This is a genomic window from Streptomyces sp. NPDC030296 (genome assembly GCF_055572815.1).
Window position 1 is genome coordinate 59,183 of record NZ_JBVICQ010000013.1, and the last position, 24,534, is coordinate 83,716.

Below are 24,534 nucleotides of genomic sequence, written 5' to 3' on the forward strand. Positions count from 1 at the left end.
TCGCAGACGTCATACCCAAGGACAAGGCCGAACATCTTTGCTGTCGACTGCGCCCCTCATCACCTGCTCGTGGGGATGCCAAAGGCGCACCACGTCGTCCTGCCGTCATCGGTGACGCCCCAGGCGCGCGAGAGGACAGAGACGATGAGCAGACCCCGGCCCGACGTGTCGTCGCCGCCGGTCACCCGCAGCGTCGCCGGAGCGCGGTTGTCATCGGTGACCTCGATGCGCAGTCGCGCCCTCGCGTTGAGCAGCCGGACTCGAACATCTCCTGTTCCATACTGGACGGCGTTGGTGACGAGTTCGGAGACGAACGGCTTGACGTAGATATCGTTTATCTGGCCGACGTTGTGGACAGCCGGGTCTCACACAGTCCGATGACCGTCCTCGTCCACTCGGATCCCGTGACCCGCTCGAAGCTCGGCATGTACTCCGTTCCGGCCGTCCACAGCACCTGGAGCGTCTCCGAGGAAAGGTTGTCGAGGAGCGCCCGGGCGTCGCGGCGTACCGCCAGGACATCCTCGTCGGCCTCCTCCGGAAAATGTTTCGCGACGAGCACGGCGGCGGTGTCCGCCTCAAGGCTCCAGTCCTGGTGGAAGAAACCCATCACCCACGAGACGCCGAAATCGAACGCGGTGAAGCGCTGCACCGGTGTCACCTCCTTACTTCGGGTTACCGAACGCTCTGCAGTTTCGGGCGGCCGCGGTGGGCTACTGCTCGATCGCACCACAAGCGCACCAGATCGAGCCAGGGCTCCCGGGGAACGCAGTCTCGCCCGACGAAGCCACTCTTCAGCCGTTCGCCCAGGTCGGCGCCCGAGCCAGCCCAAGTGCCCGCAGCTTCCCCAAGCTGAGAGCGCGAGTTCGATTCTCGTCACCCGCTCCGCGAGGAAGGCCCAGGTCAGAGACTTGGGCCTTCCCGCTGTCCATCGTCAGTCGTCGAAGTGGTTTCTCCTGTCGGACACCGAACCCTGGGGCTCGGTGTCCGACGGAGCGAACCGTCGCTCAGAACACGCCCTTGTAGCCCTGCCAGCCGGTGGCGATCTTCGTACGGCTGTTGAAGTAGCCCTTGCCCGTGCCGTTGGAGCGCCACAGGTTGCCGGCGGTGTCGCGGGCCACGAGGTCGGCCTTGCCGTCGCCGGTGATGTCGCCCACGCCCACAACTACGTTGTACGACGAGCCCCAGTCATCGAACAGCTTGACCCGGCTCTTGAACGTGCCGGTCCCGGTGCCGTCGTACCGCCACAGTTCGTTCGACCTGTCCTGCGCCAGCAGATCGCCGTGGCCGTCGCCGTTCAGGTCACCGGCGCCAAGGATCTTCTTGTAGCCCGTCCACTTGGAGGCGATCTTCACCCGCGCCGAGAGCTTCCCCGTGCTCGTCGCCTTGTAGAGGTAGACGTCCCCGGTCGAGGACTGACGGGCGATCAGGTCCGCTCGGCCGTCACCGCTGATGTCCCCCGGCGAGGTCAGCACGTCGTACTGGTCCCAGCCCGTGCCCAGCGAGGTGTACGCGGTCGCCGGGGTCACCGCCGCCTGGCATGCGGGCCGGTAGGCGCGCAGCGTGCCGCTGCTGTGGCGGACGAGCACATCGTTGCACCGGTCGCCGTTCAGGTCGCCGTACGGCACGAACTTCGCGCTCGTGGGCCATCCGACGCCCGTCTTCTTGCTGGTGAGGGTCCCGGTGCCGGTCCCGTACTGGTACGTCAGTCCGCCCGAGCTGTTGAGGGTGAGCAGCTCGCCGAAGCCGTCCGAGGTGGCGAAGTCCCGCCGGGCCGGGGCGGCACCGGTGATCTTCACCGTGCCGGTCTTGGTCAGGGACGGGCCCTGTCCGTCGGCCGGTGCGGCGGTCAGCATCCAGGTGTACGCGCCGTTGGCGACCAGCTTGCCCGCGCTGTCCTTGCCGTTCCACGACGCCGGGATCACGCCCTGTGCCGTACCGCCGGTCAGGGTGCGCACGGTCGTACCGGTGGCCTTGTTCCTGATGACGAGCTGCCAGGAGGCAGCCGGCTTCGACAGCCACCACTTGGGGGTCCAGCTCGCGGCGCCGCCCTTCACATCGGCCGAGCCGGCGACGGTCGAGTCGAGCTGGCTGAGTGCCGAGACGGGGACGCCGCTGGAGACCACGTGGGTGTCGCCCTTGGCGTCCACGTACGCGATCAGGCCGGTGTAGGGGTCGACGTCCCAGGGCTGCCCGGACTGGAAGGTGCCCGCCGAGTGCGACACGGGCGTGCCGCTGCGGACGTCGGTGACCTTGAACTGGCCGTCCACGCCGGTGACGACGAATCCGTCGCCGAGCTTCGCGGTCTCCCAGTCTCCCTCGGTGAGGGTCAGCTTGGTCTTGGCGACGGTGTCGTAGACGCCCTGGCTCTCCGCCGATCCCACGCACGTCCACAGCAGCCAGCGCCCGGCCGCCTGCAGGTCCTCCAGCAGACACCCTCGTCCGAACCACACCGATTCGCCGCGCGCACCCGTGCGGATGTCGACCGGTGCCACGCTGTCGTTGCCGTCCCGCACCCACAGGGTGGTGCCCCACATCGCCGTGCCGTGCTCCGGCGAGGTCAGCACCGTGTCGCCCGTGCCGAGGTCGATCACCCGCGTCTGCGACCCGGTTTCGTCGGTGTACTCGGTGGCCATCGCGACGTGTCGGCCCCTGGCGTCCCACACGCGGACGTAGTTGTGCTCGGCGTCGACGGGTGTGCCGGGCAGCGAGCCCGTCGGTCCCACGAACCGGGGCACGCGGTCGCCGCCCGAGGCCCACGGGTTCCAGACCACCGTGCGGCCGTCCCCGGTGCCCACCAGGTAGGGGTTGTCGTCAGTGACGCCCTGGGCTGTGCGTGAGCCGGCCGTGAGGGTGTCGCCGGTCGTGGCGATCGTCCGGCCGTACATGTACGTACGCCCTCGGTCCCAGTCGTGTTCCGTCACGGTCAGCCGACCGCCCGCCAGGGTGAGTTCCTGCACGGGGTCGGCCACGGGCTTCAGTTCGGCGGCGGCGACCTTCTTGACCACGGGGGTGCCGTCGGAGCCCGCGCGGATCAGGTTCACTCCCCAGTCGGCGGTGTCGGGGCCGCTGCCGGGCACCAGAAGGCCGCCGTCGGGGGTGGGGACGGCGAGGGAGAGGCTGCGCGACCGGGCTAGTACGGTCCCCGTCGTCGAGCCGTCGGTGGCGAGCGCGTCGACGCGCCAGACGGGCAGGGCGCCGTCCATGGCGCCCAGCGAGGAGTCGTAGCGGGAGACCAGAAGGGTGTCGCCGACCATGCCCAGCAGGTGGGTCGGTCCGTCGTTCACCAGAGGCACCGTACGGACGACGGTGTTCAGGTCGTCGCGGGAGTAGACGGAGACGGCCGTACCGTTCCACGACAGCAGATGGGTGGCGGTGAGGATCACGTTCCCGCTGCCGTTGCCGCTCGGGTCGTGGGACAGCTCGACCAGCCGGCTCTCGTCGGCGTCGAGCCAGCCGCGTCGGAACGTCCCGTTGGCCTTGTACAGGACCACCATGCCGTGGGCGTCGGCCACGGGCGAGTCGCTGCTGGTCACCGAAGTGATGCCTGTCGGGACGCCCGCCACCGTGCGGTCGCGCACCGTACCGTCGTCCCGGAGGTCGAACAGGTGCCACGTCAGGTCGTCGCCCGTCCCCGACCATGCGGTTGTCACGACGGTCCGCCCGAGCGTCCCCTGGTAGGTGTGCCGGTCCGGGAGTGGGATGGTCGTGGCCGTCCCGCCCGCCGCCATGTCCCGCAGCGTCACGGTCTGGGCGGCAGCATCGTCGTAGCGGGCGACGACGTCCGAACCGGCGCCGAACTCCGGCATCCCCCAAACCTCGGCGGCCGAGGCGTCCACCACCGTGTCCTCACCGGTGTAGGTGGTCCATACATGGCCGCGCCCGGGTTCATAGCGCAAAAACCCCGACGGTCCCGCGCTGAACAGGGCGGTCTGGGGCCGCAGCGACGTTTCCGCCGGGATGACCACCTCGGCGGCCCCGTCCGCGTGCACGTCGAGGGCCAGCGGTCCGAGGCCCATGGCCAAGGTAAGCGAGGCGGCGGCGACACCGCCGCGCATGAGGACACGTCTGCCCACTCGGTTCCTCCACAGGAGACGGGATTTTGCGGGGAGTTGGAAGCCAGGGAAGCAAGAAATGCGGGGAGACTCGTATGGCGGGTGCGCGGGCAGGGCGGACGGCAAGACGTTGATGTCCGAACTACCGTCCGAGTGGCCGGATATTATCAGCGGCCCAGCTCGGCCATGACAGGTGGTGACCTGCACGAACGCCCCGCAGGCGGACTTCTGCCCACCGGCGAGGGGAGGCGCACGTGCGGGAGCCGGGCCTTGTCGTCGTCGACGTCGCGGCCGCCGACGACGACACCGCGCTCGCCTTCCAGCAACTGCTCGCCGAACGATGGGCGACGTCGTCAGCGGAGCCACGACGCATGATGTCGGTGAGCCTGGCGTACGGCTGCGCTGCTACCTGGATCTGCGTGAGCCGATCGGCCCGACCGACGTCGCGCCACCGGTCAGCGCAGCCGGGCCACTGTGACAACCGAGGGCCAGGTCGTGCACGCCACGACCTCCACCACGGCGTTGCCGCTGGCGGGCGTGTAGGAGTCGCCCGCGTTCGTCAGCGCCCGCCCGCCGTGGGGGACCAGGCGTGGGCCGACGGCGGAGACGAGCGCCGTGGTCAGCCGCTGCGACAGCGCGACGCGTCCGTCGGGCAGCTGTACGGCGAGTGCCTTCGGATGTCGCGCGATGCAGGTGGAAGCCGACCACGGCGGCGTCGAGCGTGTCCGCGTGCCTCACCTTCGACCAGGTCCGGTTCGCCTTGTACACCGAGTTGAGGGGCTTGGCCACGATCCCCTCCACGCCTGCCCCTCGAGCGCCGCGTACCAGAGCAGGGCCTCGCTGCGGTCGATGGTCGACCAGACCGGCTCGATCGGCGGGCCGACGTCGGCGAGCACGTCCAGGAGGACCTGGCGGCGCTCCGAGTACGGGCGCGACCGCAGATCAGGGAAGCCGACTGCGGGATGGGCGAGGACGTCGATGCCACGTACGTCGCCGGGTGTTGGTCGGCGAACTCCCGCGCGCGAGCGGGGCGGGACGGCGCGCGGGACTGCGCCGCGGTGAAGCTGATGTGCGCGGTGCCGTCGGCATCGGCGATGTACACCACTGCCTCGCCGCCCAGGATCACGCCGGGCGGCAGGCACATGGCGGCCACGGCCACATCCATCCAGAGCGCGGTGACGTCGCGGCCGGAACGCGACTGCAGCCGGACACTGTCCTCGGTCCGCCACAGCACGGTCCGGTGGCCGTCGACGTCATCGAGATGACCCTCTCCACCGCCGGCACCCGCATCTGCATCACCGCCCGCGGCACCGACCCGATCCCCCCGATCTACAGCCACGGCCCCGGCTGGCTCATCGTCAGCGGGCTGGCCACCCAGTCCGGGCGGACGACCGATGAGTGCGGACTGTGGGCGCAACGGGGGGAACGGCGATGACCGGGCAGCCGGAGGAGCAGCACGAGCGTCCGCGCCAGATCGCCTGATGCGCCTGGCACAACGGGCTGAGCGACACTGCCCGCCTCCTCCGGTCCGGGCCCGGCGGAAACCTCTTCGCGTGCGAGCGCTGCCGCATAGCCAACGGCCCCGTCGCGCTGGTGGACCAGCCGTGACCCACCTGCCGAAGCCGCCGCCGCAGAGCTGACGTGGGCCCGGGCCGCCGGCCGCGCCTGCTGCTTCTGCGGTGCCGCCGTATGGCGAGGCGCCGTCAGCGTCGGCCGGGCACCGGGGCGTTCGGGCCCATGACCTCAGCGTCGAGGTCTACGCCTGCTCGCCCTGCGCACGCACCGGCGGACCTACTGCGGAGACCGAGACCCGAGGAGACATCTGATGTTCATGTGCACGCTGTGACAAGCCGTTGACCGGCCGCTACGACACTATCCCGAACATGGGGTCCTCCGGGGCGGGCGGCACCGTCCAGGTGTGTAAGCGCTAGTGCCAGCAGAAGCCCCGTCCAACCGCCGCTGACCCCCGCCCGCCCCTGCACCCATGAGCTCATCGGAGGCGGGCGGGACCAGGCCCCGGCCGGGAGAAGCGCACCTGCCGGGGCCGCTTCATGTCTCGTCAGTGAGAGTGGTTGGACGATCGAAGGGGCCTCTGCAATTCGGGCGACTGAATGACAGAGGCCCGCGCGGCGGGTGCCAGCGGGCCTCATGGCGCACCAAGATCATGCGACGTTGCGACGGTTCAGAGCGTGACGGGCGACAGACAGGTCACACCCTCCACCTGGCTGAGCAGGTGTCCGAGCCCCAGTCGTCCTCGCACAGCTTCATGTGGGTGAGGGAGGAGAGTGACCCCGAGGAGCCGCACCCGCTCTGCGAGCCGTTCCCGTCCCAGACAGTGCCGTGGATCCCGCCGTTACCCCAGTACTCGACGTAGACGCCGTTGCCGTCCTCTTCCTGGTCGCAGACCCTGACCGTCGTGCCTGAGTTGTAGGCGTAGTTGGAGCCGAGCGTGATGGTGACCGCCCAGGCCGACGAGGCGGCGAACATCAGCGGGGCTACAGCCATAGCTGTGACGAAGCTGACCCGCTTCCCCATTCTGGTCATGTACATGACATCACTCTTTCCGATTTCAACGGATGTGCCAGGCGCCGTCATTCTGTAGGCCACGCATTTCGACTGCCAGCTCCCATCACGCCAGAAATGGCCAAAATGCCACTTGGTCTCACGTGCCCGATCCGACGTGGCGGAATACTGACGGCCCGCACCCGGCCTACCAGGGCGAGACCGGAGGTGACTACCCGCGCCTGAAGCAGGGCGCTGTCGTCCCACGCAGCCAGATTGGGGGTCGCGCGTCGTGGGTGTGCACCGGATGCCACCACAGCGCCTTCTGGAGCGGAACCGCCGCGTAGGGCGGTTCTACGAGGCGTACGGGGGCGACACAGCTCGGCAGTTCGGCCAGACGCTGCTGTACCGGCGCGATCCGACGGGTGCCGGCGACCATGGAGGGCAGCGCCTGGAAGCTGTCCACGGAGACTCCACGCCGTGGGATCGACGCCCAGCATGCTGAGGTGCCGGGCGGCCGGGGCGTCGTAGGTGCGCTGGTGGACGACCCAGGGCAGCCGCGTCAGGTCGTCCATGGTCAGATGGTCGCCGACCTCGTCGTTCGTCTCGGCGACCAGGAAGAAAGCGGTCGGTGAACAGGTCGACGGCGGGGAAGGGCGCTGAAGACGCCCCGCGGCATCGGGAGCTCGTCGGCCGTGCTGAGCAGGTTGGCCGGGTCCTCCGTGACGTCGGCGGGCGTGCGGTGGAAGCGCAGCCGTACGCCTGGGGCCCCGGCGTGCACGGTCCGGGCCGCGCTCACCCTGACGCGGCCGGACTTGGCACGCCCGCCGGCCCGGACGGCGCTCCTTCCCCGGGCAGGCGGGTGAGTGCCAGGCGCAGGAACGCCTGGGCGGCCGGTGAGGCCGGTGCGGGATCCCGGTACGCGAGCCCCAAGGGCTGGAGCGCCTGCGGATCGTCGATGCGCAGCACACAGTCGGCGTGGTCGGCCGGGATGATCGCCTCCGCCACCGGACGTGGGACGACGGTCACCCCGATGCCCTCGAGCGCCAACGAGGCGAGGTCTCCCGCGCTGCGCAGCGCGCACACGCCCCGGCGGCGGGTGCGCGCCCGGTCGAACGCCGCGTCCACCTGCGCGCGCAGGCCGGTGTCGGGGCCGCATTCGAGGAAGCGTTCGCCGGCCAGCCTGGCCATGTCGACTACGCCGGCCCCGCGCAGCTCGTGCCGGCGACCCACCACTGCCACCAGCGGCACCAGGCGCAGCAGGTGATGTTTGATCCCGGGCGGCAACTGGTGCCCGTGCAGGGCGAGGACAGCCACCTCCAATTCACCGGTCAGGAGTTGGGCAGTCGCCTCCACGCCGTCGGCGTCCGAGAGGATGACCTCGACGGCCGGGTAGGTTTCCTGGAACTCCCGCAACAGGCCGAGCTGGTCGATGTTCCCGGCCGTGAGCGTCACCGAGCCGATGCGCAACCGCCCCCGCACGGGTCCGTCGAGCGAGGCGATCTCGGCGTGCATCTCCTGGACGGCCGACAGGACGCGCCGGGCGCAGGCGACGAAGGTCTGGCCTGCCTGGGTCAACCGGACGCTGCGGCTCGTCCGCTCGAACAGCCGGGTCCCCACCTCCCGCTCCAGCTGCGTGATCTGGTGGCTGAGCCCCGACTGCCCAATACGGCAGCGTGAGGCTGCCCGCGTGAAGTTGAGCTCGTCAGCGATGGCCACCGCGTACTCCATTTGCCGCAGATCCATCGCATTCTCCGATCATTTCGTGCGTGTTTCAGTGTTGGACGCCGACGACAACCCAGGGACATGATGGCAGCCCCGAGCCCATCAGCTCGCTTCAACCGGTGCCACGAGGCTCAATCGCGCCACAGAGCGCATCGCCGCAGCACCCGGGAATCCATCACGTTCTTCGCTTGATCCGACCTTGCCACAGGGGAGAGAGCCATGGCCACTGCAACGACGCAGCCCCACGGGACACCCGGGCAGGAGCCCGTGGGCACCCAGCCGCCTCCGGAAACCATCACCTGGCCGGACACGCCCAAGTACCGGGGTTTCTTCGCCCCCTCACGCATCGAGGCGGACGTCTACGACCTGGAGATCGAGGGCCGCATTCCCCCTGAGCTGAACGGCGCCTTCTACCGCGCCGCCGCCGACACCCAGTACCCGCCGAGGTTCCCGAACGACGTGTACATCAACGGCGACGGCATGATCCACATGGTGCGGTTCGACAACGGCCACGCCGACCTCAGGACGCGCTATGTCCGCACCAAGCGCTTCCAGCTCGAACGCGTGGCCCGCCAGGCGCTGTTCGGTGCCTACCGCAACCCCTACACCGACGACCCGTCCGTCCTCGGCATCGACGACGGCAACGCCAACACGTCGATCATCTGGCACGCCGGCAAGCTGCTCGCCCTCAAGGAGGCGGCCCTGCCGTACGAGCTGGACCCGGTGACGCTGGAAACGAAGGGCGTCTACGACTTCTCCGGCCAGATCCCCGGCCGCACCTTCACCGCACACCCCAAGCACGACCCGCGCACCGGCGAGCTGATCGCCTTCGCGTACAACGCGAGCGGTCTGCCGGACAAGCAGATACACATCTACGAGATCTCCGCCGACGGCAAGGTCACCCGCTCCCAGACCTTCGAGGTGCCGTACTCCTCGATGGTGCACGACTGGCTGGTCACCCGGGACCACTTCGTGTTCACCGTCTCGCCCATGGTCGCCGACCCGGAGCAGCTCAGATGCGAGGAACAGTACTTCGTCTGGGACCCGAACCAGGGCACCTACGTCGCGATCATCCCGCGCGACCAGGGTGTGAGCGGCATCAGGTGGTTCCGCAGCGAGCAGCTCATGGAGACGCACTCCCTGAACGCCTGGACGGACGGCGACACCCTGATCGCCGATCACTTCACGACCACAACGGGCTGGTTCTCCCAGTTCCCGAAGACCACCGTGGGTCTGCTGCCTGAGCAACCGCCGTTCCTGCACCGCTGGACCTTCGACCTCACCGGCGGTGCGCCGCACTGGGACGACGCCACCGACACCTACCGCAGCGAGCAACTCCTCGCCTCGCCCGGTGACATGCCCCGCGTCGACCCCCGCGTCCTGATGGAGAAGAACCGGCACGCCTGGGTCGGCGGTATGCACCCCGACGTACCCAAGGTTGAGATGGGCCCGATGGGACCGCCGTTCAACTCCCTCATCCACCGCGACGACCACACGGGTGAGACGGTCTTCTGGACGCCCGGCGAGCAGGCCGCCCCCGAGGAGCCGGTGTTCGTGCCGAAGTCGGCCGACGCGGACGAGGGCGAGGGCTACCTGCTGGCGCTCGTCGGCCGACGCGACCAGCACCGGCACGACCTTGTCGTCCTCGACGCCCTGGACATCGCCGCCGGCCCCCTGGCCACCGTCAAGATCCCCTTCCGGCTCCGGTACGGCTTCCACGGCACCTGGGTCCCCGACAGCGAACTGCGAAAGTGAGCACACCCATGCGACTCACCAGGTGCGGTCACGCCTGCGTCCGGCTGGAGCAGGACGGCGTCGTCATCGTCATCGACCCCGGCAGCTACTCCGACCCCAGCGCGCTCGACGGGGCCGACGCGGTCCTCGTGACGCACGAGCACATGGACCACTTCGCCGAACCCGTGCTGCGCGCGGCAGCCGAAGCAAATCCCGGCCTGCGGATCTGGGCCAACCGATCCGTGGCGGACCAGCTCGTCGGGCTCGGCGCCGACCGGCTCACCGTGATCGGTGACGGTGACGCCTTCGACATCGGGGGCATCGGCGTCGAGGTGCACGGAGAACTGCATGCCGTGGTCCATCCCGACCTGCCGCGGGTCACCAACGTCGGCTTCCTCGTGGGGGAGGGCGACGCCACCGTCTTCCACCCGGGCGACGCGTTCACCGTGCCCGAACGCCCGGTGGACACGCTCCTCCTGCCCGTGCACGGCCCGTGGTCCAAGACGGGCGAAGTCATCGACTACGCCCGCGAGGTCAAACCTCGCAGTGCTTTGTCGATCCACGACGGTGGTCTCAGCGAGAGCGGGAACGCACTGGCGGACAACATGCTCATCGGGGCCGGAGGACTGGGCACCGCCTGCTCGTTCGGGGCCTGGCGGAAGCCGGAGCGCGGCTGACGGTCGTCGACGCGGACGAGGCCCGCCTCAAGGCCCTGCGCGACGATCCTGCCTGCTCGGCCGCCGTCGTACGGACCCTCACGGCGGACCTGACGTCGTCCGAGGCGTGCGAGCGGGTGGTCACCACGGCTGCGCGTGAAAGCTCGGCGGCCTGGACGTGCTGGTGCACGCCGTGGGCACGAACGACCGCCGTCCCGTGGTGGACACACCGGACGAGGTGTGGGATCGCATCCTGACCCTGAACCTGTCCAGCGCGTTCTGGACCGGGCGTGCAGCCGGCCGGCTCATGCGCGAGGCCGGTCACGGCAGCATGGTGTTCTTCTCCTCGGTCTCCTCCCAGCTCGCCCACCGCCATCACGGTCCATACGCGGCGTCGAAGGGCGGCCTTGACCAGTTGGTGAAGGTCATGGCCCGCGAATGGGCCGCCGACGGCGTCACCGTCAACGCCGTCGCCCCGGGCTACACCGAGACCGAGCTGACCCGCGCGTACCTGGCAAAGCCCGGCATGCGTGAGGAGATGACCGGTCTGGTCCCCGCCGGGCGCCTGGGACAGCCGCAGGACGTGGTCGGAGCGGTGCTGTTCCTCACCTCCGCCCGCGCCTCGTACATCACCGGACAGGTGCTCTACGTGGACGGCGGCCGCACGCTCGTCTGAGGCCCCGACTCCTTCGGACTTCCCCCGACATCTCCGGCCCGCTCGGAAGGAGCGCGGATGACCGCACGTCTGGCCGGACTGCTGCCCGGCGAGCTGGACGAGCAGCAGAGCGAGGTCTACCGGGCTGTCACCGGCGGCCCCCGGGCCACCGGACCACAGGCCTTCCCCTCACCGACGACGAGGGCCGGCTGCGCGGCCCGTTCAACGCCATGCTGCTCAGCCCGCCCGTCGGGCTTGCCGTCCAGGCCGTCGGGGCCGCGGTGCGCTACGAGTCGGTCCTGACCGACCGTGTGCGAGAGATGGCCATCCTGGCCGTCGCCGCCCACTGGGGCAGCACGTTCGAGCGGGAGGCCCACGAGGCGGTCGGCCGCACCTGCGGCCTGACGGAAGGCGAGTTGGACGCGCTGCACGCCGGCGGACTGCCCGACCTGCCGGACCCGGCCGAGCGGGCCGCCCTCCTCGCGATCGCCGCGCTGCTCCGCAATGGTGCGCTGAGCGACAAGGAGTACTACGACACGGTGGCCGCATGGGGAGAGCGAGGCCTCTTCGAACTCACCACGCTGGTCGGCTACTACGCACTGCTGGCCCTTCAGCTGCGGGTCTTCGCCGGGGAGAAACCGGCGGACCACCGCAACACCCCACCCGCACATACGGAAAGTGGACATCATGAAACTGATCACCTTCGACGACGGCCGCGTGGGCAGGCTTGAACTGGAGGAGAGGCTCGTCCTCCCCCTCGAGGTCGCCTCGACCCGCCAGTACTTCGAGCGGGACGGTCGGGTGACGGAGACCGGCGAGCGGCTGTCGCTGGACGACGTGAAGCTGCGGGCGCCGATCGTGCCCAAGAAGTTCTTCCACACCTCCGGCAACTTCCGTGAGCACGAGGACGAGTCGAAGAACGTCGACTGGTCCCACCCCATGCACAAGGGCATCGTCTTCTTCCAGAACGTCGACGCGATCGTCGGCCCCGACGAGCCGGTCATCTACCCCGAGCACCTCACCAGCGAACTGGACTACGAGCTGGAGATCGCCGTCGTCATCGGCAAGCCCGGCAAGTTCTTCGGCGTGGACGACGCGGCCGACCACATCGCCGGATACGTCGTCTTCAACGACATCTCCGCCCGCGACATCCAGCGTCGCGAGATGGAGTCAGGCGTCTTCTCCTTCTGCAAGGCCATCGACACTTTCTGCCCCCTCGGCCCGTACATCGTGACGGCCGACGAGATCCCAAACGCGCAGAACCTCGACATGGAGTTGCGGGTCAACGGCGTGGTCCGGCAGAAGTCGAACACCAACCGCATGTCCGTGTCCATCCCGCACCTGGTCGCCTACCACTCCCCGCAGGGCTACAGCGCGGGCGACCTGATCACCACCGGCACGGTGCAGGGCGTCGCCGGCTTCAGCGGCGACCCGGAGATGTATCTGAAGCCGGGTGATGTCGTCGAGGCGGAGGTCGAGGGCCTGGGCGTGCTGCGCAATCCCATCGTCAGCTGGGAGCAGGGCCACGGCACCCCCGTGCCGCAGAAGGTGGACTGGTGAGGCTCGGCGTCCTGCGCGGACGCGCCGTCGTGGTCCGCGGCGACCGGGCCGCCGACGTCGGCTGGGCCTCACAGGGGCGGCTGTCGACCGACCCGATGGCTCTGCTGGAGCAGTGGCAGTCCTTCCGCGACTGGGCCGCCGGTCTGCCGGCCGAGGCGTACGACATCGAGGTGGACCCGGCAGACCTCCAGGCCCCGGTGCCCCGTCCCCGACAGGTATTCGCCCTCGCCCTCAACTACCCCCCGCACGCCGCCGAGGCCGGCTACGTTCCACCGGACGAGCCGCTGGTCTTCACCAAGTTCCCGACCTGCATCACGGGCCCGCGGGCAAGGGTCGAACTGCCCGAGGGCAAGGTCGACTGGGAGGTGGAGCTGGTCGCCGTGATCGGGCAGCGGGCGCACCGCGTGTCCGAGGAGCGCGCCTGGAACGTGGTCGCCGGACTCACCGTCGGACAGGACCTCTCAGAGCGTGTCTCCCAACTTCAGGGAACACCCGCACAGTTCAGCATGGGGAAGTCCTTTCCCGGCTTCGGGCCGACCGGCCCGGTCCTCGTCACGCCTGACGAGTTCGACGACCCCGACGACCTGGAGATCACCGGGCTGCTCAACGGCGAGGTCGTCCAGCACGACCGCACCAAGTCCATGATTTTCCCGGTCCCCGAACTGATCGCCCGGCTCTCGGCCGTCCTCCCCCTGCTCCCCGGCGACGTCGTCTTCACCGGTACGCCTGCCGGAGTCGGCAACCGCCGCACCCCTCCGCGCTACCTCACCGAGGGCGACCACCTGGTGAGCCGGATCGAGGGAATCGGCGAGATCCAGCAGCACTTCACCGACCCGGCTTACTGAACACCCCCCGACCCGAAGGATCGCCACTCATGTCCGAGCACACTAGCCCCGCACGCGTACTGCCCCGCCGTTTTGAAGACCGCGCCGTGCTGGTGACCGGCGCCGGTACCGGCTTCGGTGCCGAGATCGCCGTCCGTGCCGCCCAAGAGAGCGCCCGGGTCGCCGTCCACTACCGCAGCTCGGCGTCCGGAGCGGAGGAGACGGTAGCCCGGATCAAGGACCTGGGCGGTGAGGCGTTCACCGTGCAGGCCGACATCGCCCTCCATGCCGACGTCATCCGCATGGCCGAGCAGGTCTTCGAGCGGCTCGGCCGCCTGGACGTCCTCGTCAACAACGTCGGTGACATGGCCGCCGAGCAGAAGTCCTGGCGGGACGTCACCGAGGAATCCATCGACCACGTGCTCGCCGTCGACATCAAGGGAACCATGCTCTGCGTCCACGAGTTCGGCTCCAGAATGCTGAACCAAGGGCAAGGCACGATCGTCAACATCGGCTCCACCGTGATCGTGCGCGGCAGCGCCCGCGCACCGCAGTACGCCGCCGCCAAGTACGGCATCCTCGGCATCACCAAGTCCTACGCCCAGGCCTTCGCGCCCACCGTGCGGGTGAACACCTTCGCCCCCGGCTTCATCGAGACCGACCGGCTCCTGGGCCGCGAGGACTGGCAGTCCGGCCGACGCCAGGACATGGTCGCCAAGACGCCGCTGCGCCGCATCCCGGGCCCCGCCGAACTCGCCGGCACCGCCTTGTTCCTCGCCACCGACGACGCCGCCCACATGACCGGCGCCTACCTCAACGCCGACGGCGGCTTCAACATGATCGGCGCCTGACGCGCGGATCCGCACCAGAGCACGTACCGAGCGTACGAAGAGAAACACCGGACCCGCACAGAGGGAAACGACCCCATGCCACTGCACCGCAACCTACTGATCGGCGGCAAGGAGACCCCCGCCGTCTCCGGCCGGACCACCCAGGACATCAGCCCCTGGACCGGCGAGCCGTACGCGACGGTCGCCGCCGCCGACCCCGAGGACGTGCGGGCCGCGGTGGACGCAGCCGACGCCGCCTTCGCCGAGTGGGCCGCCCTCGCTCCCTTCGCCCGACGGAAGATCTTCCTGGACGCGGCGGACATCATGGAAAAGCGCGGCGACCATGTGGTGCGGCTGATGGCGGGCGAGGTGGGCGCGACCCGGGGCTGGGCGCTGTTCAACGTCCAACTGGCCGCAGGCATCCTGCGCGAGGCTGCCGCGGTTACCACGGCCTCGCTCGGGGAGGCACTGGCCACCCAGGACCCGGGCGGCCTCAGCCTCGCCGTCCGTGAACCCTTCGGCGTGGTGGCGGCGTTCGCGCCGTGGAACGCGCCCGTCATCCTCGGCACCCGGCCGTCGCCGCCGCGCTTGCGGCCGGCAACACCGTGGTGGTCAAGGCCAGTGAGGACGCCCCGATCACGTGCGGCCTGCTGGTGGCCGACGTCCTCCGGGACGCGGGACTGCCTGACGGCGTCCTCAACGTCATCACCAACGACAAGGCCGACGCCGCCGACATCGCGAGGACCCTGATCGCGGACCCGCGCGTCCGCGCCGTGAATTTCACCGGCTCCACCGGCGTCGGCCGGATCATCGGCACCCTCGCCGCCGAGCACCTCAAGCCCGCCGTGCTCGAACTCGGCGGCAAGAACGCGGTGATCGTCCTGGAGGACGCCGACCTCGACCATGCCGTGGACGCCGCCGCCTTCGCCGCCTTCATGAACTCCGGCCAGATCTGCATGTGCGCCGACCGGATCCTGGTCCACGCCTCCCTCGCCGACGAGTTCACCCTGCGCTTCACCGAGAAGGTCACCCGCCTGCCGAGCGGTGACCCCGGCCTGCCCGGCACCGTCATCGGCCCGCTGGTCGACGAGGCAGCCGCCCGGCGGGTCGCCGCCCTGGTCACGGACGCGGTCGGCAAGGGAGCGCGGGTCCTCACCGGGGGCGGTGAGCCGCAAGGGGCCGTACATCCGGCGACCGTGGTGACAGACCTCTCCCAGGACGCCGAGCTGCACCACACGGAGGCCTTCGGACCCGTCGTCGCCATCAGGGCCTTCACCGACGACGACGAGGCCGTCGCCCTGGCCAACGAGACCGAGCACGGCCTCAGCTGCGGCATCCTCACGGAAAACGGCACACACGGCCTGAAGGTCGCCCGCCGTATCCGCACCGGGATCGTGCACGTGAACGACCAGACGGTGGCGGACGAGCCCCAGGCCCCCTTCGGCGGTATCGCCGCTTCCGGTTACGGCCGCTTCGGCGGCCGCTGGGGCATCGAGTCCTTCTCCCAGACCCGCTGGGTGACCCTCTCTACCGAGCACGCGCACTATCCCTTCTGACGTCAGCGATCCCTTCGAGGAGGCACCATGGCGACCTTCCGTTTCGACACCCGGGTCACCCAGGACCCCGACACCGTCTGGGCCGTCCTCACCGACGTGAGCAAGATCCCGGACTGGTTCCCGGCCGTGAAGGAGGCCCGCTTCGACGACGAGCACCGCCACCTGCGCACGACAGACGGCGAGTTGAAGTCCCTCGTGGTGACGGAGAACGACGAACTGCGGCGCTTCCAGTACCGGTTCGTCGAGGGCCTGCCGCTGCCCGTCGAGTTCCACCTCGGCACCCTCGACGTGCTGGAGGACGGGACAGGCTCACGAGTGGTGTACAGCCAGGAGATCTTGCCGGAGGCCCTGGCACCCATTGTCGAGCGGGCCGTGAGTGCGGGAATCGAGGGCCTAGCCCGGTACTTCGACACCTGTCCGTGAGGCAGCCGGCGCAAGGACGGGGAGGACAGGTTTTGTAAGCGAGAGCGGGATCTGCTCAACCTGTGACGCAGATACGTCGAGTGAGGGGTGGGCTTCTCCGGGCAGTAAGTGAAGTCGCCCGACTTGAACCGACATCTCGGCGGTTGGGATGACAGGTCGGGCGGTGGAAGAGATCGTGCCTCCTCGGCCTGCCCGTCGGAGGCCGGTGCTGTCCGGTCGGCCTGGCCGTGGCCCTGCCCGGTCCCGACCGCCGGGGCAAGCACCTTGCCCACCCCTGAGCGAGCGATCGCCCAATCCTTCCGGTCCCGCTCCGTCACGGCCGGCTCAGCCTGTATTCGGTCGGCCTCCTCCCGCAGCTCGTCCACGCGCCGGTGAGCGACGAGCTCGTGCTGTCAGCAGCCCCACGGCACGGCATCCATGACCACCACATCAGAAGGGAGACAACAGGCCACCCGTCCCGCCGGGTCGCCAATCCTATGCCTGACCAGCGAAAGCATTGTCCCCAAGCTCGGAAAGACAGCAGCTTCTAACTGCCCACGGAGACGCGCAGTTGGTGCATACGGAGCGCGAGTTGGGTGTCGAGCGCCTCCGGCCCCCGCCAGCCGTCGCCGAGGACGAGGTCGATGCGGTCCAGCCGCTTGAGCAGCGTGTTGAGATGGACTTGGAGGGCCCGTGCGGTCTGTGCCAGGCTTCCTCGGTTCGCGAAGTAGGTCACAGCAGTGGTGACGAGGTCGGTTGAGCGCTGGGCGTCGTAGGCGAGGAGGGGGCCTATGGTGGCTGAGATGAAGCGGTCCAGTTCGTTGATGCGGTCCGGGGCGAAGAGGAGCGAGTAGAGCGCATAGTCACTTGTTGTGGCGCCGTGGTCGGTCCTGCCCAGAGCGAGTGCGAGGTCGAGGCACCGGCTCGCCGTCGCGAATGCGCGGGCCCAGTCGCGGTCCTGAACGTGTTCGCCTATGAGATTGACGTCGCGGTCGAGCTGCCGGCGTATGGCACGGTGTCCGTCGGCGACAGCCTCATCCGCGTTCTCGGCATGCAGGAGCATCGTGGCCCGGCCGAGGTATTCACCGGCCAGGCCCGCGTGGTTCTGGGCGTATGCATGGAGCTGGCGTGACAGCTCAACAGTGGCAGCCGTCGTGGAGTCGGCGACCACGAGGAGGTTGAGCGCGTCGACATCGATGCCGCGCGCGCGGGTACGTGCCCGCTGCGCTGCGCTGACATGGGGGCTGTTGACCAGCAGCTCTGTCATCAGCTCACCGCTGAGCCGCTCGGCCGCGTCGGCGACCGCGTTCTCCTTGAGGATCATCAGAGCGACAATGTGTGTGGCTCTCTCGAGCATGCGCAGGTCAGCCGGGCTCGGGCTGGCAGGCTGACTCCACACGAGGGCCCCGAGGTAGCTGTCTCCGGCCTGGACGACTGCGACACTGTGCGAGGTGGCGGATGCGTCCTGCTGGGTCATGCAGCGTCCCGTGCGACGCGCGCCCTCGAGGGCTTGCCTGATCCCGGGCCACGCCGGATTGCCGCTGTCATGGAGTGTCTGGTCGACGCCCGCACTCGCCAACAGCGTGTTGTCGCGACCGAGGAAGATCACCGCTCCGCCCATCTGATCGGCCAGGTGGCGGGCGACGTCCTTCGGTCCGCCGCCGGTGAGGACGACATCGGTGAGCGCCTCGTGAACGGCTTGCGAGCGTTCGATTGTTGCAACGTGCTCTTCGATGACGCGGTAGGCCGCCTGCAGTTTCTCGAGGGCGGTGCGGCTCTGGTCGTACAGACGAGCATTGTCGAGTGCGATCGCGGCGTGATCTGCGAATGCGCTGAAGAGCGCAATCTCCTCCGAGCTGAACGACCTTTCCGAGCGGTCGGCGGCGAACAGGGCACCGACCGCCCGGCCGCGGACGAGCAAGGGCACCCCTAGCAGCGCGACCAGGCCTTCTCGTGCGACGAGTTCGTCGAATTCGTGGACGTGATTGAGCTCGTCGGCTGTGAGGTAGTTGCTGACCCAGATCGGCTTGCGCCGCTCGATCACCTGCCCTCCGAGTCCAGTGCCCGGAGGAATGCCGGCGGCAAGGAAGTCAGCGGAGATGGTGCCTTCCGAGGCGCGGACCGACAGCGCATTGTCAGGGCCGAGCAGGGACAGGTATGTGAAGTCCGTGCCGATGAGTCCGTGAGCGTGGCGCACGATCGACCGCAGCACGTCATCAAGCTCACCCAGCGCAGTCAGTGACCTGGCGGTCGCATAGAGCGACGAGAGTTCGCGCTTGCGCCGGAGGTGATAGGCCTGCGAGCTCTCGTCGGCGGGAAAAGGCGACGCCGTCGACGTCATCTCCCTCACATCCTCCCGTCACACCACCGTCATCAAGTGGTGTGGGAAACATGCACCACGTGGCGCACAGGAGTGGATTTTTCATACCTCTTCTACTGAAGGAACTGTACCTAACGTGACGCATGGAAAGACACACCGAGGTGCCCATGAGGAGACATGACACATGAGGCCTGAAACGCGCCTGGCCACAGACGGGACCACCCTCACAAGGACCGGCCGCCGGCGGATCAACAAGATCGCTCTGGCAGGATCCCTGGTCGCCATGGCGGCACTGGCCGCCGGTTGCGCCAATTCGTCGCCCACAGCCGCCGGACCGTCGGGCAGCACCACGGGGAACGGCGGCAGCGCCGCGGGAAAGACCGTCCACTTCATCGGCTACGGCAACACCAACCAGTGGGGTGCCTACTTCAACAGCGTCTTCGAGAAGAGACTCAAGGCTGCCGACGTCAAGCTGAAGGACCTGACCACCATGGACCCAGGTACAGCGGTGCAGAACTTCAACCAGGCGATCGCGGACAAGCCCGACCTCATCGTGACCGCACTGCTCGACACGAAGTCGATGGCGGTTCCGATCGCCAAGGCGAAGCAGGCCGGTGTGCCGGTGCTGGTCTTCGACGGCCGCCCCGATCCGAAGGTCGACGGTGACGTGCTTCAGGTCGTGAGCGACAACGTCGCACTCGGCAAGGCCGCTGCCGAGAACATCATCGAGGGCCTCAAGGCACAAGGGCGCAAGTCCGGCAACGTGGTCGTCATCACCGGCACCGCTTCCTCGCTGGTGACCCAGGATCGCATGAAGGGCTTCAACGCCGAGATGGCGACCGCTCCCGGCTACAAGGTGATCGAGACCCAGGACGGCAACTGGGACCCCAAGCTCTCGGGCCAGATCGCGACCCAGCTGCTGGCTAAGCGCAGCTGCGGCGGGATCCAGGCTGCCTACGGCATGGCGGACTACATGGCACTCCCGATCATCGCCTCGGCCCAGCAGGCGGGCTGCAGGGTCGGTGGGAAGAACGGCCTGATCGTCACCAGCAGCAACTGCTTCAAGGCCGGCATCGACGCGATCAAGCAGGGCACCCTCTACGGCACCGCGACCGAGGATCCCGGCACGATCGCGAACCAGACGGCGGCCTACGTCCTGGACTACCTCAGCGGCGAGAACCCTCCGCGGAAACAGACCGTCAAGGAGGAGCGGATCACCGCAGCCAACGTCGACCAGTACGCCGCGCAGTGCAGCCACGCATGAGCGCCCGGCCTTACCACTCCCCGGCCGGCCCTCCGCTGGTGAGCCTCACCGGCCTGCGCAAGACCTACGGCGACACGGTGGCCGTGCACGGCGCCGACCTCATGCTCCGGGCCGGTGAGGTCCACGCCCTGTGCGGGCACAACGGCGCAGGCAAGAGCACGGTCGTCAAGATGCTCTCGGGACAGGAGAGCCCTGACGCCGGCAGCATCAGCATCGCAGGCGAGGTCGTCGAGCTGCGCAACAGGGGCAGCGCTCAGCTTGCGGGCATCGCGCTGGTCGACCAGGAGCTCAGCGTCGTTCCGGCCCTGACAGTGGCCGAGAACCTCTTTCTCGGCGATCGCGGCGCCGGGTGGGTTCACCGGCCCCGGCAGGAACGAGCTCGCGCTCGCGACATGCTCGACGAGATGGGGCTCGCGCACGTGCACCCCGACCAGCCACTCGGTTCGCTGGGGCTCGGCGAGCGACAACTGGTCGAAATCGCCAGGGCCATGGGCCAGCGTGCCAGCGTGGTCATCCTCGACGAGCCGACCGCGACGCTGAGCGATGTCGAGAGTGAGCGGGTCTATGCCGCCGTACGCCGCGTAGCCGCCGCCGGCTGCTCCGTGCTCTTCGTCTCCCACAGGCTCGGCGAGGTGCTCCAGCTGTGCGACCGGGTGACGGTCATGCGCGACGGCCGCGTCGTGACCGTGGCCGACACGGCGAACCTCACCGTCCAGAGCCTGATCAGGCACATCCTCGGCGAGACGCCGGAGAGCAGTCCCAAGCGGCCGGCGAACGCCGGCGAGGTGGCTCTGCAGCTCCACGCGATCGCCGTGCCCGGACGGTTCGAGAGCCTGTCCCTCGACGCTCATGCCGGGACTGTCTACGCCCTGGCCGGCCAGGTGGGCTCAGGGGCTTCCGAGGTGTTGCGTGCCATAGCCGGTCTTGAGCCGGCGATGCGCGGGCGCGTCAGCGTCAAAGGACGGTATCTGACTGCGGGCGATCCCGTTGCCGCATCGGGTGGCGGCATCGCGTTCGCCTCCAACGACCGCAAGTCGGAGGGCCTGTTCCTGCGACGCCCGGTCGGTACGAACCTCATGGCCACGAGGATCCCGGCCTTCACCCGAGCCGGCGTGGTCCGCAGCCGTGCGTGGCGGACATGCGAGCGCCGCCTTGCGGCGTCCTGCGGACTGCGGGAGCGCCTGGGGGTCGCGGTCGGTGACCTCAGCGGTGGCAACCAGCAGAAGGTCTTCGTCGCACGGGCGCTGGGACGTCCGGACGTGAAGGTGCTGCTCCTGGACGAACCCACCCGCGGCGTGGACGTGGGCGGGCGGGCGGCCATCCACCGGCTCGTCCGCCAAGCCGCGGCCGACGGGATGACGGTCCTGTTCGCGTCCACCGAGCTCGACGAGCTCGTCGAACTCGCCGACGTCGTCGTCACGTTCCACAAGGGCGAGGTCGTCGCCCTGCACGACAGCGTGACCTCCGGGGACGCGCTGCTCTTCGAGATGACTCACGGTACCGCCGTGCACGAGGTGGGAGGCGCCCGGTGAACACTGTGCAGACACCCCTGGACACCGCGGCCACAGCCATCGGTGGCACCCGGCGCGCCGTCGCCTGGAGCGATGCTGTCGCCGCCCTCGCTCTCGTCGCCCTGCTGGTACTCGGCGCGGCGACGGACCGCTTCTACACCTTCGACAACGTACGCGCGGTGTTCACCTCTGCCAGCCTCGTCGGCATCGCCGCTCTCGGGCTGACCCTCATCGTGATCGCCGGGACGTCGGTCTCCCTCGCGATCTCCGAGACCGCCTCGGTGTGCGCCATGGTGTTCCTCGCGACCCAGTCGTGGGGGCTGGGTCCCTCACTGCTGGCCACGCTCACCGCCGGCGCGGCCATCACCGCGCTGCAAGGCCTGGCAGTCGGATACGGCGAGGCCAACCCCATCGTGCTGACCATTGCTGCCGGCTTCGCCCTGGTCGGCGTGGCGACCTGGGTCACCGGAGGAACCTCGGTTGCTCCTCGGGGCGCGGGTTACATCCACCTCAATGCGACACCGGGCGGCATTGCGCTGAGTGTCTACGTGCTCGTGGCCCTCACCGTCCTGCTGGAGCTCCTGCTCCGCCGGTCAGGCTTCGGCAGGACCCTCTATCTCACCGGCGAGAACCGGCGCGCGGCCACTGCGGCCGGCCTTGCCGTCGGACGCACCATCACCATCGCCTGGCTTCTGGCCGGCGCCCTGTTCGCGGTAGCGGCCTCCTTCAGCGGCGCTTTCAACACCACCGCGAACATCAACCTCGGAGGCACCCTGACGTTCGACGCGATCGCCGCTGTCCTCGTCGGCGGGACCCCCATCGCCGGAGGAAGCGGCTCAGCGGTTCGCACACTGTGCGGAGCCGTGCTGATCGCCGCCCTCTCCGACCTCCTGCTGCTGCGCGGCTACAGCACCGGGGCACAGATCCTGGTCAAGGGACTGATCGTGCTCGCCATCGTAATCGTGGTCCACCTCCGGTCCCGCAAAGGAGCCCGATGATGCCTCAAACCCGTTTCGTCCGGGCCTTCCTGAGTAGCCCTCAGCGCCTGCTGCCGACCAGCGCACTGGGCATCGCCTTGCTGGCCTACCTGGCACTGCCCCTCTACTCGGGCGAGCCGCTAGTGGCCTTCGACACCTTCAACGCACTGCAGTTCTTCGCCCGCCTCGCCCCACTGGTGCTGGGCCTCGGGCTCACGATGTTCGCCGGAGAGTTCGACCTCTCGATCGTCGGTACCTACGCCCTGGGTGGCATGCTCGCGGTGCAGTACGGCGGCGCACACTGGGTCATCGGCACAGCTGTCGCCCTCACGGCCGGCGCAGTGATCGGAGCTGTCCAAGGCGCCATCGTCGCCCGGTTCAACATCCCCTCGATGCCGGTCACCCTGGGGACCTACATCGCACTCCTGGGCCTGACCAAGGCGATCTCCGGCGGGCTGAGCAAGACCTACGACAACATCTCGGTGACACTGTGGGTCGACAGGCAGATCGCCGTGGTCCTTTCGCCCCGAAGCCTGCTCGTGCTCGCCGCCTTCGCGGTCGTCGGCCTGATCCTCGGCTGCTCACGCTGGGGACGAGAGATCCGCGCCATCGGATCGGACCGCCGCGCCAGCCGGGTCTCCGGGGTACGCGCCGACCGCCTCCTCATCGGCCTGTTCGCCACCTCGGGTGTGCTTGCCGCGGCCTCCGGCACCCTGCTCAACTTCAGTTTGGGCGCGGCCAACCCCGATCCTGGAATTCAGCCGCTGATCCTTGCCGCTGTCGGCGCGCTGCTCGGCGGTGTCTCACTGGCCGGCGGACGCGGCAGCGTCGCCGGCCTCCTGGCCGGGGCACTGACGGTGTCCCTGCTCGCCCAGATCGTCACCGCCGCCGGCCTGCCGGACTACCTGGCCCAGCTCTTCTACGCCGCATTGCTGCTCCTCATCGTCGCTGTCGAAGCGCCGGGTCTACGCCGGGCCTGGACCCGATCCTCCGTCAGGCTGCACTCACTCCGCTCAGCGGGCCTCACCAGGCCGGCCGACTCGAGAAAGGCCGCATCGTGACCCCACCCACCCGGCTCTACACGGGCTTCCGCTTCCCCGAAGGAGGCCGCTGGCACGACGGCCGGCTCTGGTTCTCCGACATGCACACCGGAGAAATCTTCCGTGCCGACCCGGACGGCGACCAACTGCCGGAAGTCTTCACCCGCATCGACGACCAGCCCTCCGGCCTCGGCTGGCTGGCCGACGGATCACTACTGATCAGCTCGATGCTGCGCAGGGTCGTGCTCAAGCACGACCCGGACGGCAGTCAGAGTGTCTACGCCGATCTGTCCGCGATGACGGACGCGCCCATCAACGACATGGTCGTCGACGAGTCCGGCACCGCATATGTCGGAGGTTTCGGCTACGACCTGTACGCCGGCGCGCCGCAGGAAAACGGCCCCCTCTTCGCGATCTCGCCAGCGGGGGAGGCGTGCCTGGCGGACTCCGACATGGTCTTCCCCAACGGGTCGGTGATCCTCCCCGGCACCAGGACCCTCGTAGTGGCCGAGACCTGGACCGCGCGTCTGACTGCCTTCGACGTCGGCGAGGGCGGCGCGTTGAGCGGGAAGCGTTTGTGGGCCCCGCTGCCCGCGGGCTCCACGCCCGACGGCCTGTGCGTCGATGTCGAGGGTGGTGTATGGGTCTCGTGCGTCGCGAACGGTCGCTTCATCCGCGTCCTGGCCGGCGGCGAGGTCACCGACATCGTCGACGTGCCAGGCCGTTGCGCGGCTGACTGCGTACTCGGCGGCCCCGATGGGCGCAGCCTCTATCTGCTCACCTCCAACAGCTGGCAGCCCGCGGACACCGAGGAGCGGCAGGGCTGGATCGAGACCGTCCGCGTCGCCGTCCCCGGCCGACAGTAGCCCTCGTATCCCTGATCACCGTCCAGATGCCCATGTATCCGTGCCGTGTTCTGGAGTATC

Annotated in this window: 20 protein-coding genes and 3 pseudogenes; 16 read left to right on the top strand and 7 right to left on the bottom strand. The window is 69.0% G+C overall.

The genetic code is table 11. The features are described from left to right. Positions 1 to 59: 59 nt before the first annotated feature. The 3 genes from ACZ4Z3_RS32020 to ACZ4Z3_RS32030 form a co-directional block, all read right to left on the bottom strand. Positions 60 to 338, bottom strand: coding sequence for an ATP-binding protein (locus tag ACZ4Z3_RS32020; RefSeq protein WP_468504477.1), 279 nt, complete (start codon positions 336 to 338; stop codon positions 60 to 62). Next, positions 335 to 649 carry a contact-dependent growth inhibition system immunity protein gene (locus ACZ4Z3_RS32025; protein ID WP_468504303.1) on the bottom strand — a complete coding sequence of 105 codons (315 nt, stop codon included), beginning with the start codon at positions 647 to 649 and terminating at the stop codon, positions 335 to 337. Before ACZ4Z3_RS32025 ends, ACZ4Z3_RS32020 begins: the two co-directional genes overlap by 4 nt. A gap of 355 nt (positions 650 to 1,004) precedes the next feature. Further along, positions 1,005 to 4,073: an FG-GAP-like repeat-containing protein gene (locus ACZ4Z3_RS32030; RefSeq protein WP_468504304.1), complete on the bottom strand. Its 3,069-nt coding sequence runs from the start codon at positions 4,071 to 4,073 to the stop codon at positions 1,005 to 1,007. A 233-nt stretch (positions 4,074 to 4,306) separates the two neighbouring features. Here ACZ4Z3_RS32030 and ACZ4Z3_RS32035 point away from each other — a divergent pair. Next, positions 4,307 to 4,530, top strand: a pseudogene (locus tag ACZ4Z3_RS32035) (DUF6207 family protein). A 762-nt stretch (positions 4,531 to 5,292) separates the two neighbouring features. Further along, positions 5,293 to 5,487, top strand: coding sequence for a hypothetical protein (locus ACZ4Z3_RS32040; RefSeq protein WP_468504305.1), 195 nt, complete (start codon positions 5,293 to 5,295; stop codon positions 5,485 to 5,487). A gap of 773 nt (positions 5,488 to 6,260) precedes the next feature. On the opposite strand, the gene ACZ4Z3_RS32045 is transcribed toward ACZ4Z3_RS32040, so the two are convergent. From ACZ4Z3_RS32045 to ACZ4Z3_RS32055, 3 genes and pseudogenes are all read right to left on the bottom strand, one after another. Beyond that, the gene (locus ACZ4Z3_RS32045) at positions 6,261 to 6,602 is read right to left on the bottom strand and encodes a hypothetical protein (RefSeq protein ID WP_468504306.1); all 342 of its coding nucleotides are present in this window, start codon (positions 6,600 to 6,602) and stop codon (positions 6,261 to 6,263) included. 184 nt (positions 6,603 to 6,786) lie between these two features. Then, positions 6,787 to 7,344, bottom strand: a pseudogene (locus ACZ4Z3_RS32050) (LysR substrate-binding domain-containing protein); the annotation flags it as partial. Between the two features lie 5 nt (positions 7,345 to 7,349). Next, entirely contained in the window at positions 7,350 to 8,300 is a 951-nt protein-coding gene (locus ACZ4Z3_RS32055; protein WP_468504307.1) for a LysR family transcriptional regulator, read from the bottom strand. Between the two features lie 198 nt (positions 8,301 to 8,498). Here ACZ4Z3_RS32055 and ACZ4Z3_RS32060 point away from each other — a divergent pair, with 198 nt between their 5' ends. The 9 genes and pseudogenes from ACZ4Z3_RS32060 (at position 8,499) to ACZ4Z3_RS32100 (ending at position 16,517) form a co-directional block, all read left to right on the top strand. After that, a complete protein-coding gene (locus tag ACZ4Z3_RS32060; protein WP_468504308.1) occupies positions 8,499 to 10,034 on the top strand; it encodes a carotenoid oxygenase family protein in 1,536 nt (511 codons plus the stop codon). Between the two features lie 8 nt (positions 10,035 to 10,042). After that, entirely contained in the window at positions 10,043 to 10,690 is a 648-nt protein-coding gene (locus tag ACZ4Z3_RS32065) for an MBL fold metallo-hydrolase (protein WP_468504309.1), read from the top strand. A gap of 172 nt (positions 10,691 to 10,862) precedes the next feature. Beyond that, positions 10,863 to 11,345: an SDR family NAD(P)-dependent oxidoreductase gene (locus ACZ4Z3_RS32070; protein ID WP_468504310.1), complete on the top strand. Its 483-nt coding sequence runs from the start codon at positions 10,863 to 10,865 to the stop codon at positions 11,343 to 11,345. A gap of 209 nt (positions 11,346 to 11,554) precedes the next feature. After that, positions 11,555 to 12,055 carry a carboxymuconolactone decarboxylase family protein gene (locus tag ACZ4Z3_RS32075; RefSeq protein ID WP_468504311.1) on the top strand — a complete coding sequence of 167 codons (501 nt, stop codon included), beginning with the start codon at positions 11,555 to 11,557 and terminating at the stop codon, positions 12,053 to 12,055. Continuing rightward, on the top strand, positions 12,012 to 12,884 hold the full coding sequence (locus ACZ4Z3_RS32080) for a fumarylacetoacetate hydrolase family protein (protein ID WP_468504312.1): 873 nt from the start codon (positions 12,012 to 12,014) through the stop codon (positions 12,882 to 12,884). The genes ACZ4Z3_RS32075 and ACZ4Z3_RS32080 overlap by 44 nt, the downstream gene beginning before the upstream one ends. After that, positions 12,881 to 13,729: a fumarylacetoacetate hydrolase family protein gene (locus ACZ4Z3_RS32085; RefSeq protein ID WP_468504313.1), complete on the top strand. Its 849-nt coding sequence runs from the start codon at positions 12,881 to 12,883 to the stop codon at positions 13,727 to 13,729. The genes ACZ4Z3_RS32080 and ACZ4Z3_RS32085 overlap by 4 nt, the downstream gene beginning before the upstream one ends. Before the next feature lie 29 nt (positions 13,730 to 13,758). Then, positions 13,759 to 14,559, top strand: coding sequence for an SDR family NAD(P)-dependent oxidoreductase (locus tag ACZ4Z3_RS32090; RefSeq protein WP_468504314.1), 801 nt, complete (start codon positions 13,759 to 13,761; stop codon positions 14,557 to 14,559). A 75-nt stretch (positions 14,560 to 14,634) separates the two neighbouring features. Continuing rightward, positions 14,635 to 16,094 (top strand): annotated as a pseudogene (locus tag ACZ4Z3_RS32095) (aldehyde dehydrogenase family protein). 27 nt (positions 16,095 to 16,121) lie between these two features. Next, complete coding sequence (locus tag ACZ4Z3_RS32100; RefSeq protein WP_468504315.1) at positions 16,122 to 16,517, top strand: SRPBCC family protein; 396 nt, start codon at positions 16,122 to 16,124, stop codon at positions 16,515 to 16,517. A 526-nt stretch (positions 16,518 to 17,043) separates the two neighbouring features. On the opposite strand, the gene ACZ4Z3_RS32105 is transcribed toward ACZ4Z3_RS32100, so the two are convergent. Next, complete coding sequence (locus ACZ4Z3_RS32105) at positions 17,044 to 18,837, bottom strand: helix-turn-helix domain-containing protein (RefSeq protein ID WP_468504316.1); 1,794 nt, start codon at positions 18,835 to 18,837, stop codon at positions 17,044 to 17,046. A 163-nt stretch (positions 18,838 to 19,000) separates the two neighbouring features. Between ACZ4Z3_RS32105 and ACZ4Z3_RS32110 the strand changes: the two genes are divergently transcribed. Genes ACZ4Z3_RS32110 through ACZ4Z3_RS32130 form a run of 5 tightly spaced genes read left to right on the top strand, consistent with a single transcriptional unit; the run spans position 19,001 to position 24,474 of the window. Next, the gene (locus ACZ4Z3_RS32110) at positions 19,001 to 20,080 is read left to right on the top strand and encodes a sugar ABC transporter substrate-binding protein (protein ID WP_468504317.1); all 1,080 of its coding nucleotides are present in this window, start codon (positions 19,001 to 19,003) and stop codon (positions 20,078 to 20,080) included. Continuing rightward, on the top strand, positions 20,077 to 21,612 hold the full coding sequence (locus ACZ4Z3_RS32115) for a sugar ABC transporter ATP-binding protein (RefSeq protein WP_468504318.1): 1,536 nt from the start codon (positions 20,077 to 20,079) through the stop codon (positions 21,610 to 21,612). Before ACZ4Z3_RS32110 ends, ACZ4Z3_RS32115 begins: the two co-directional genes overlap by 4 nt. After that, entirely contained in the window at positions 21,609 to 22,589 is a 981-nt protein-coding gene (locus ACZ4Z3_RS32120) for an ABC transporter permease (RefSeq protein WP_468504319.1), read from the top strand. Before ACZ4Z3_RS32115 ends, ACZ4Z3_RS32120 begins: the two co-directional genes overlap by 4 nt. Then, entirely contained in the window at positions 22,586 to 23,629 is a 1,044-nt protein-coding gene (locus ACZ4Z3_RS32125; protein WP_468504320.1) for an ABC transporter permease, read from the top strand. Before ACZ4Z3_RS32120 ends, ACZ4Z3_RS32125 begins: the two co-directional genes overlap by 4 nt. Then, positions 23,626 to 24,474, top strand: coding sequence for an SMP-30/gluconolactonase/LRE family protein (locus tag ACZ4Z3_RS32130; protein ID WP_468504321.1), 849 nt, complete (start codon positions 23,626 to 23,628; stop codon positions 24,472 to 24,474). The genes ACZ4Z3_RS32125 and ACZ4Z3_RS32130 overlap by 4 nt, the downstream gene beginning before the upstream one ends. The last annotated feature ends 60 nt before the right edge of the window (positions 24,475 to 24,534 follow it).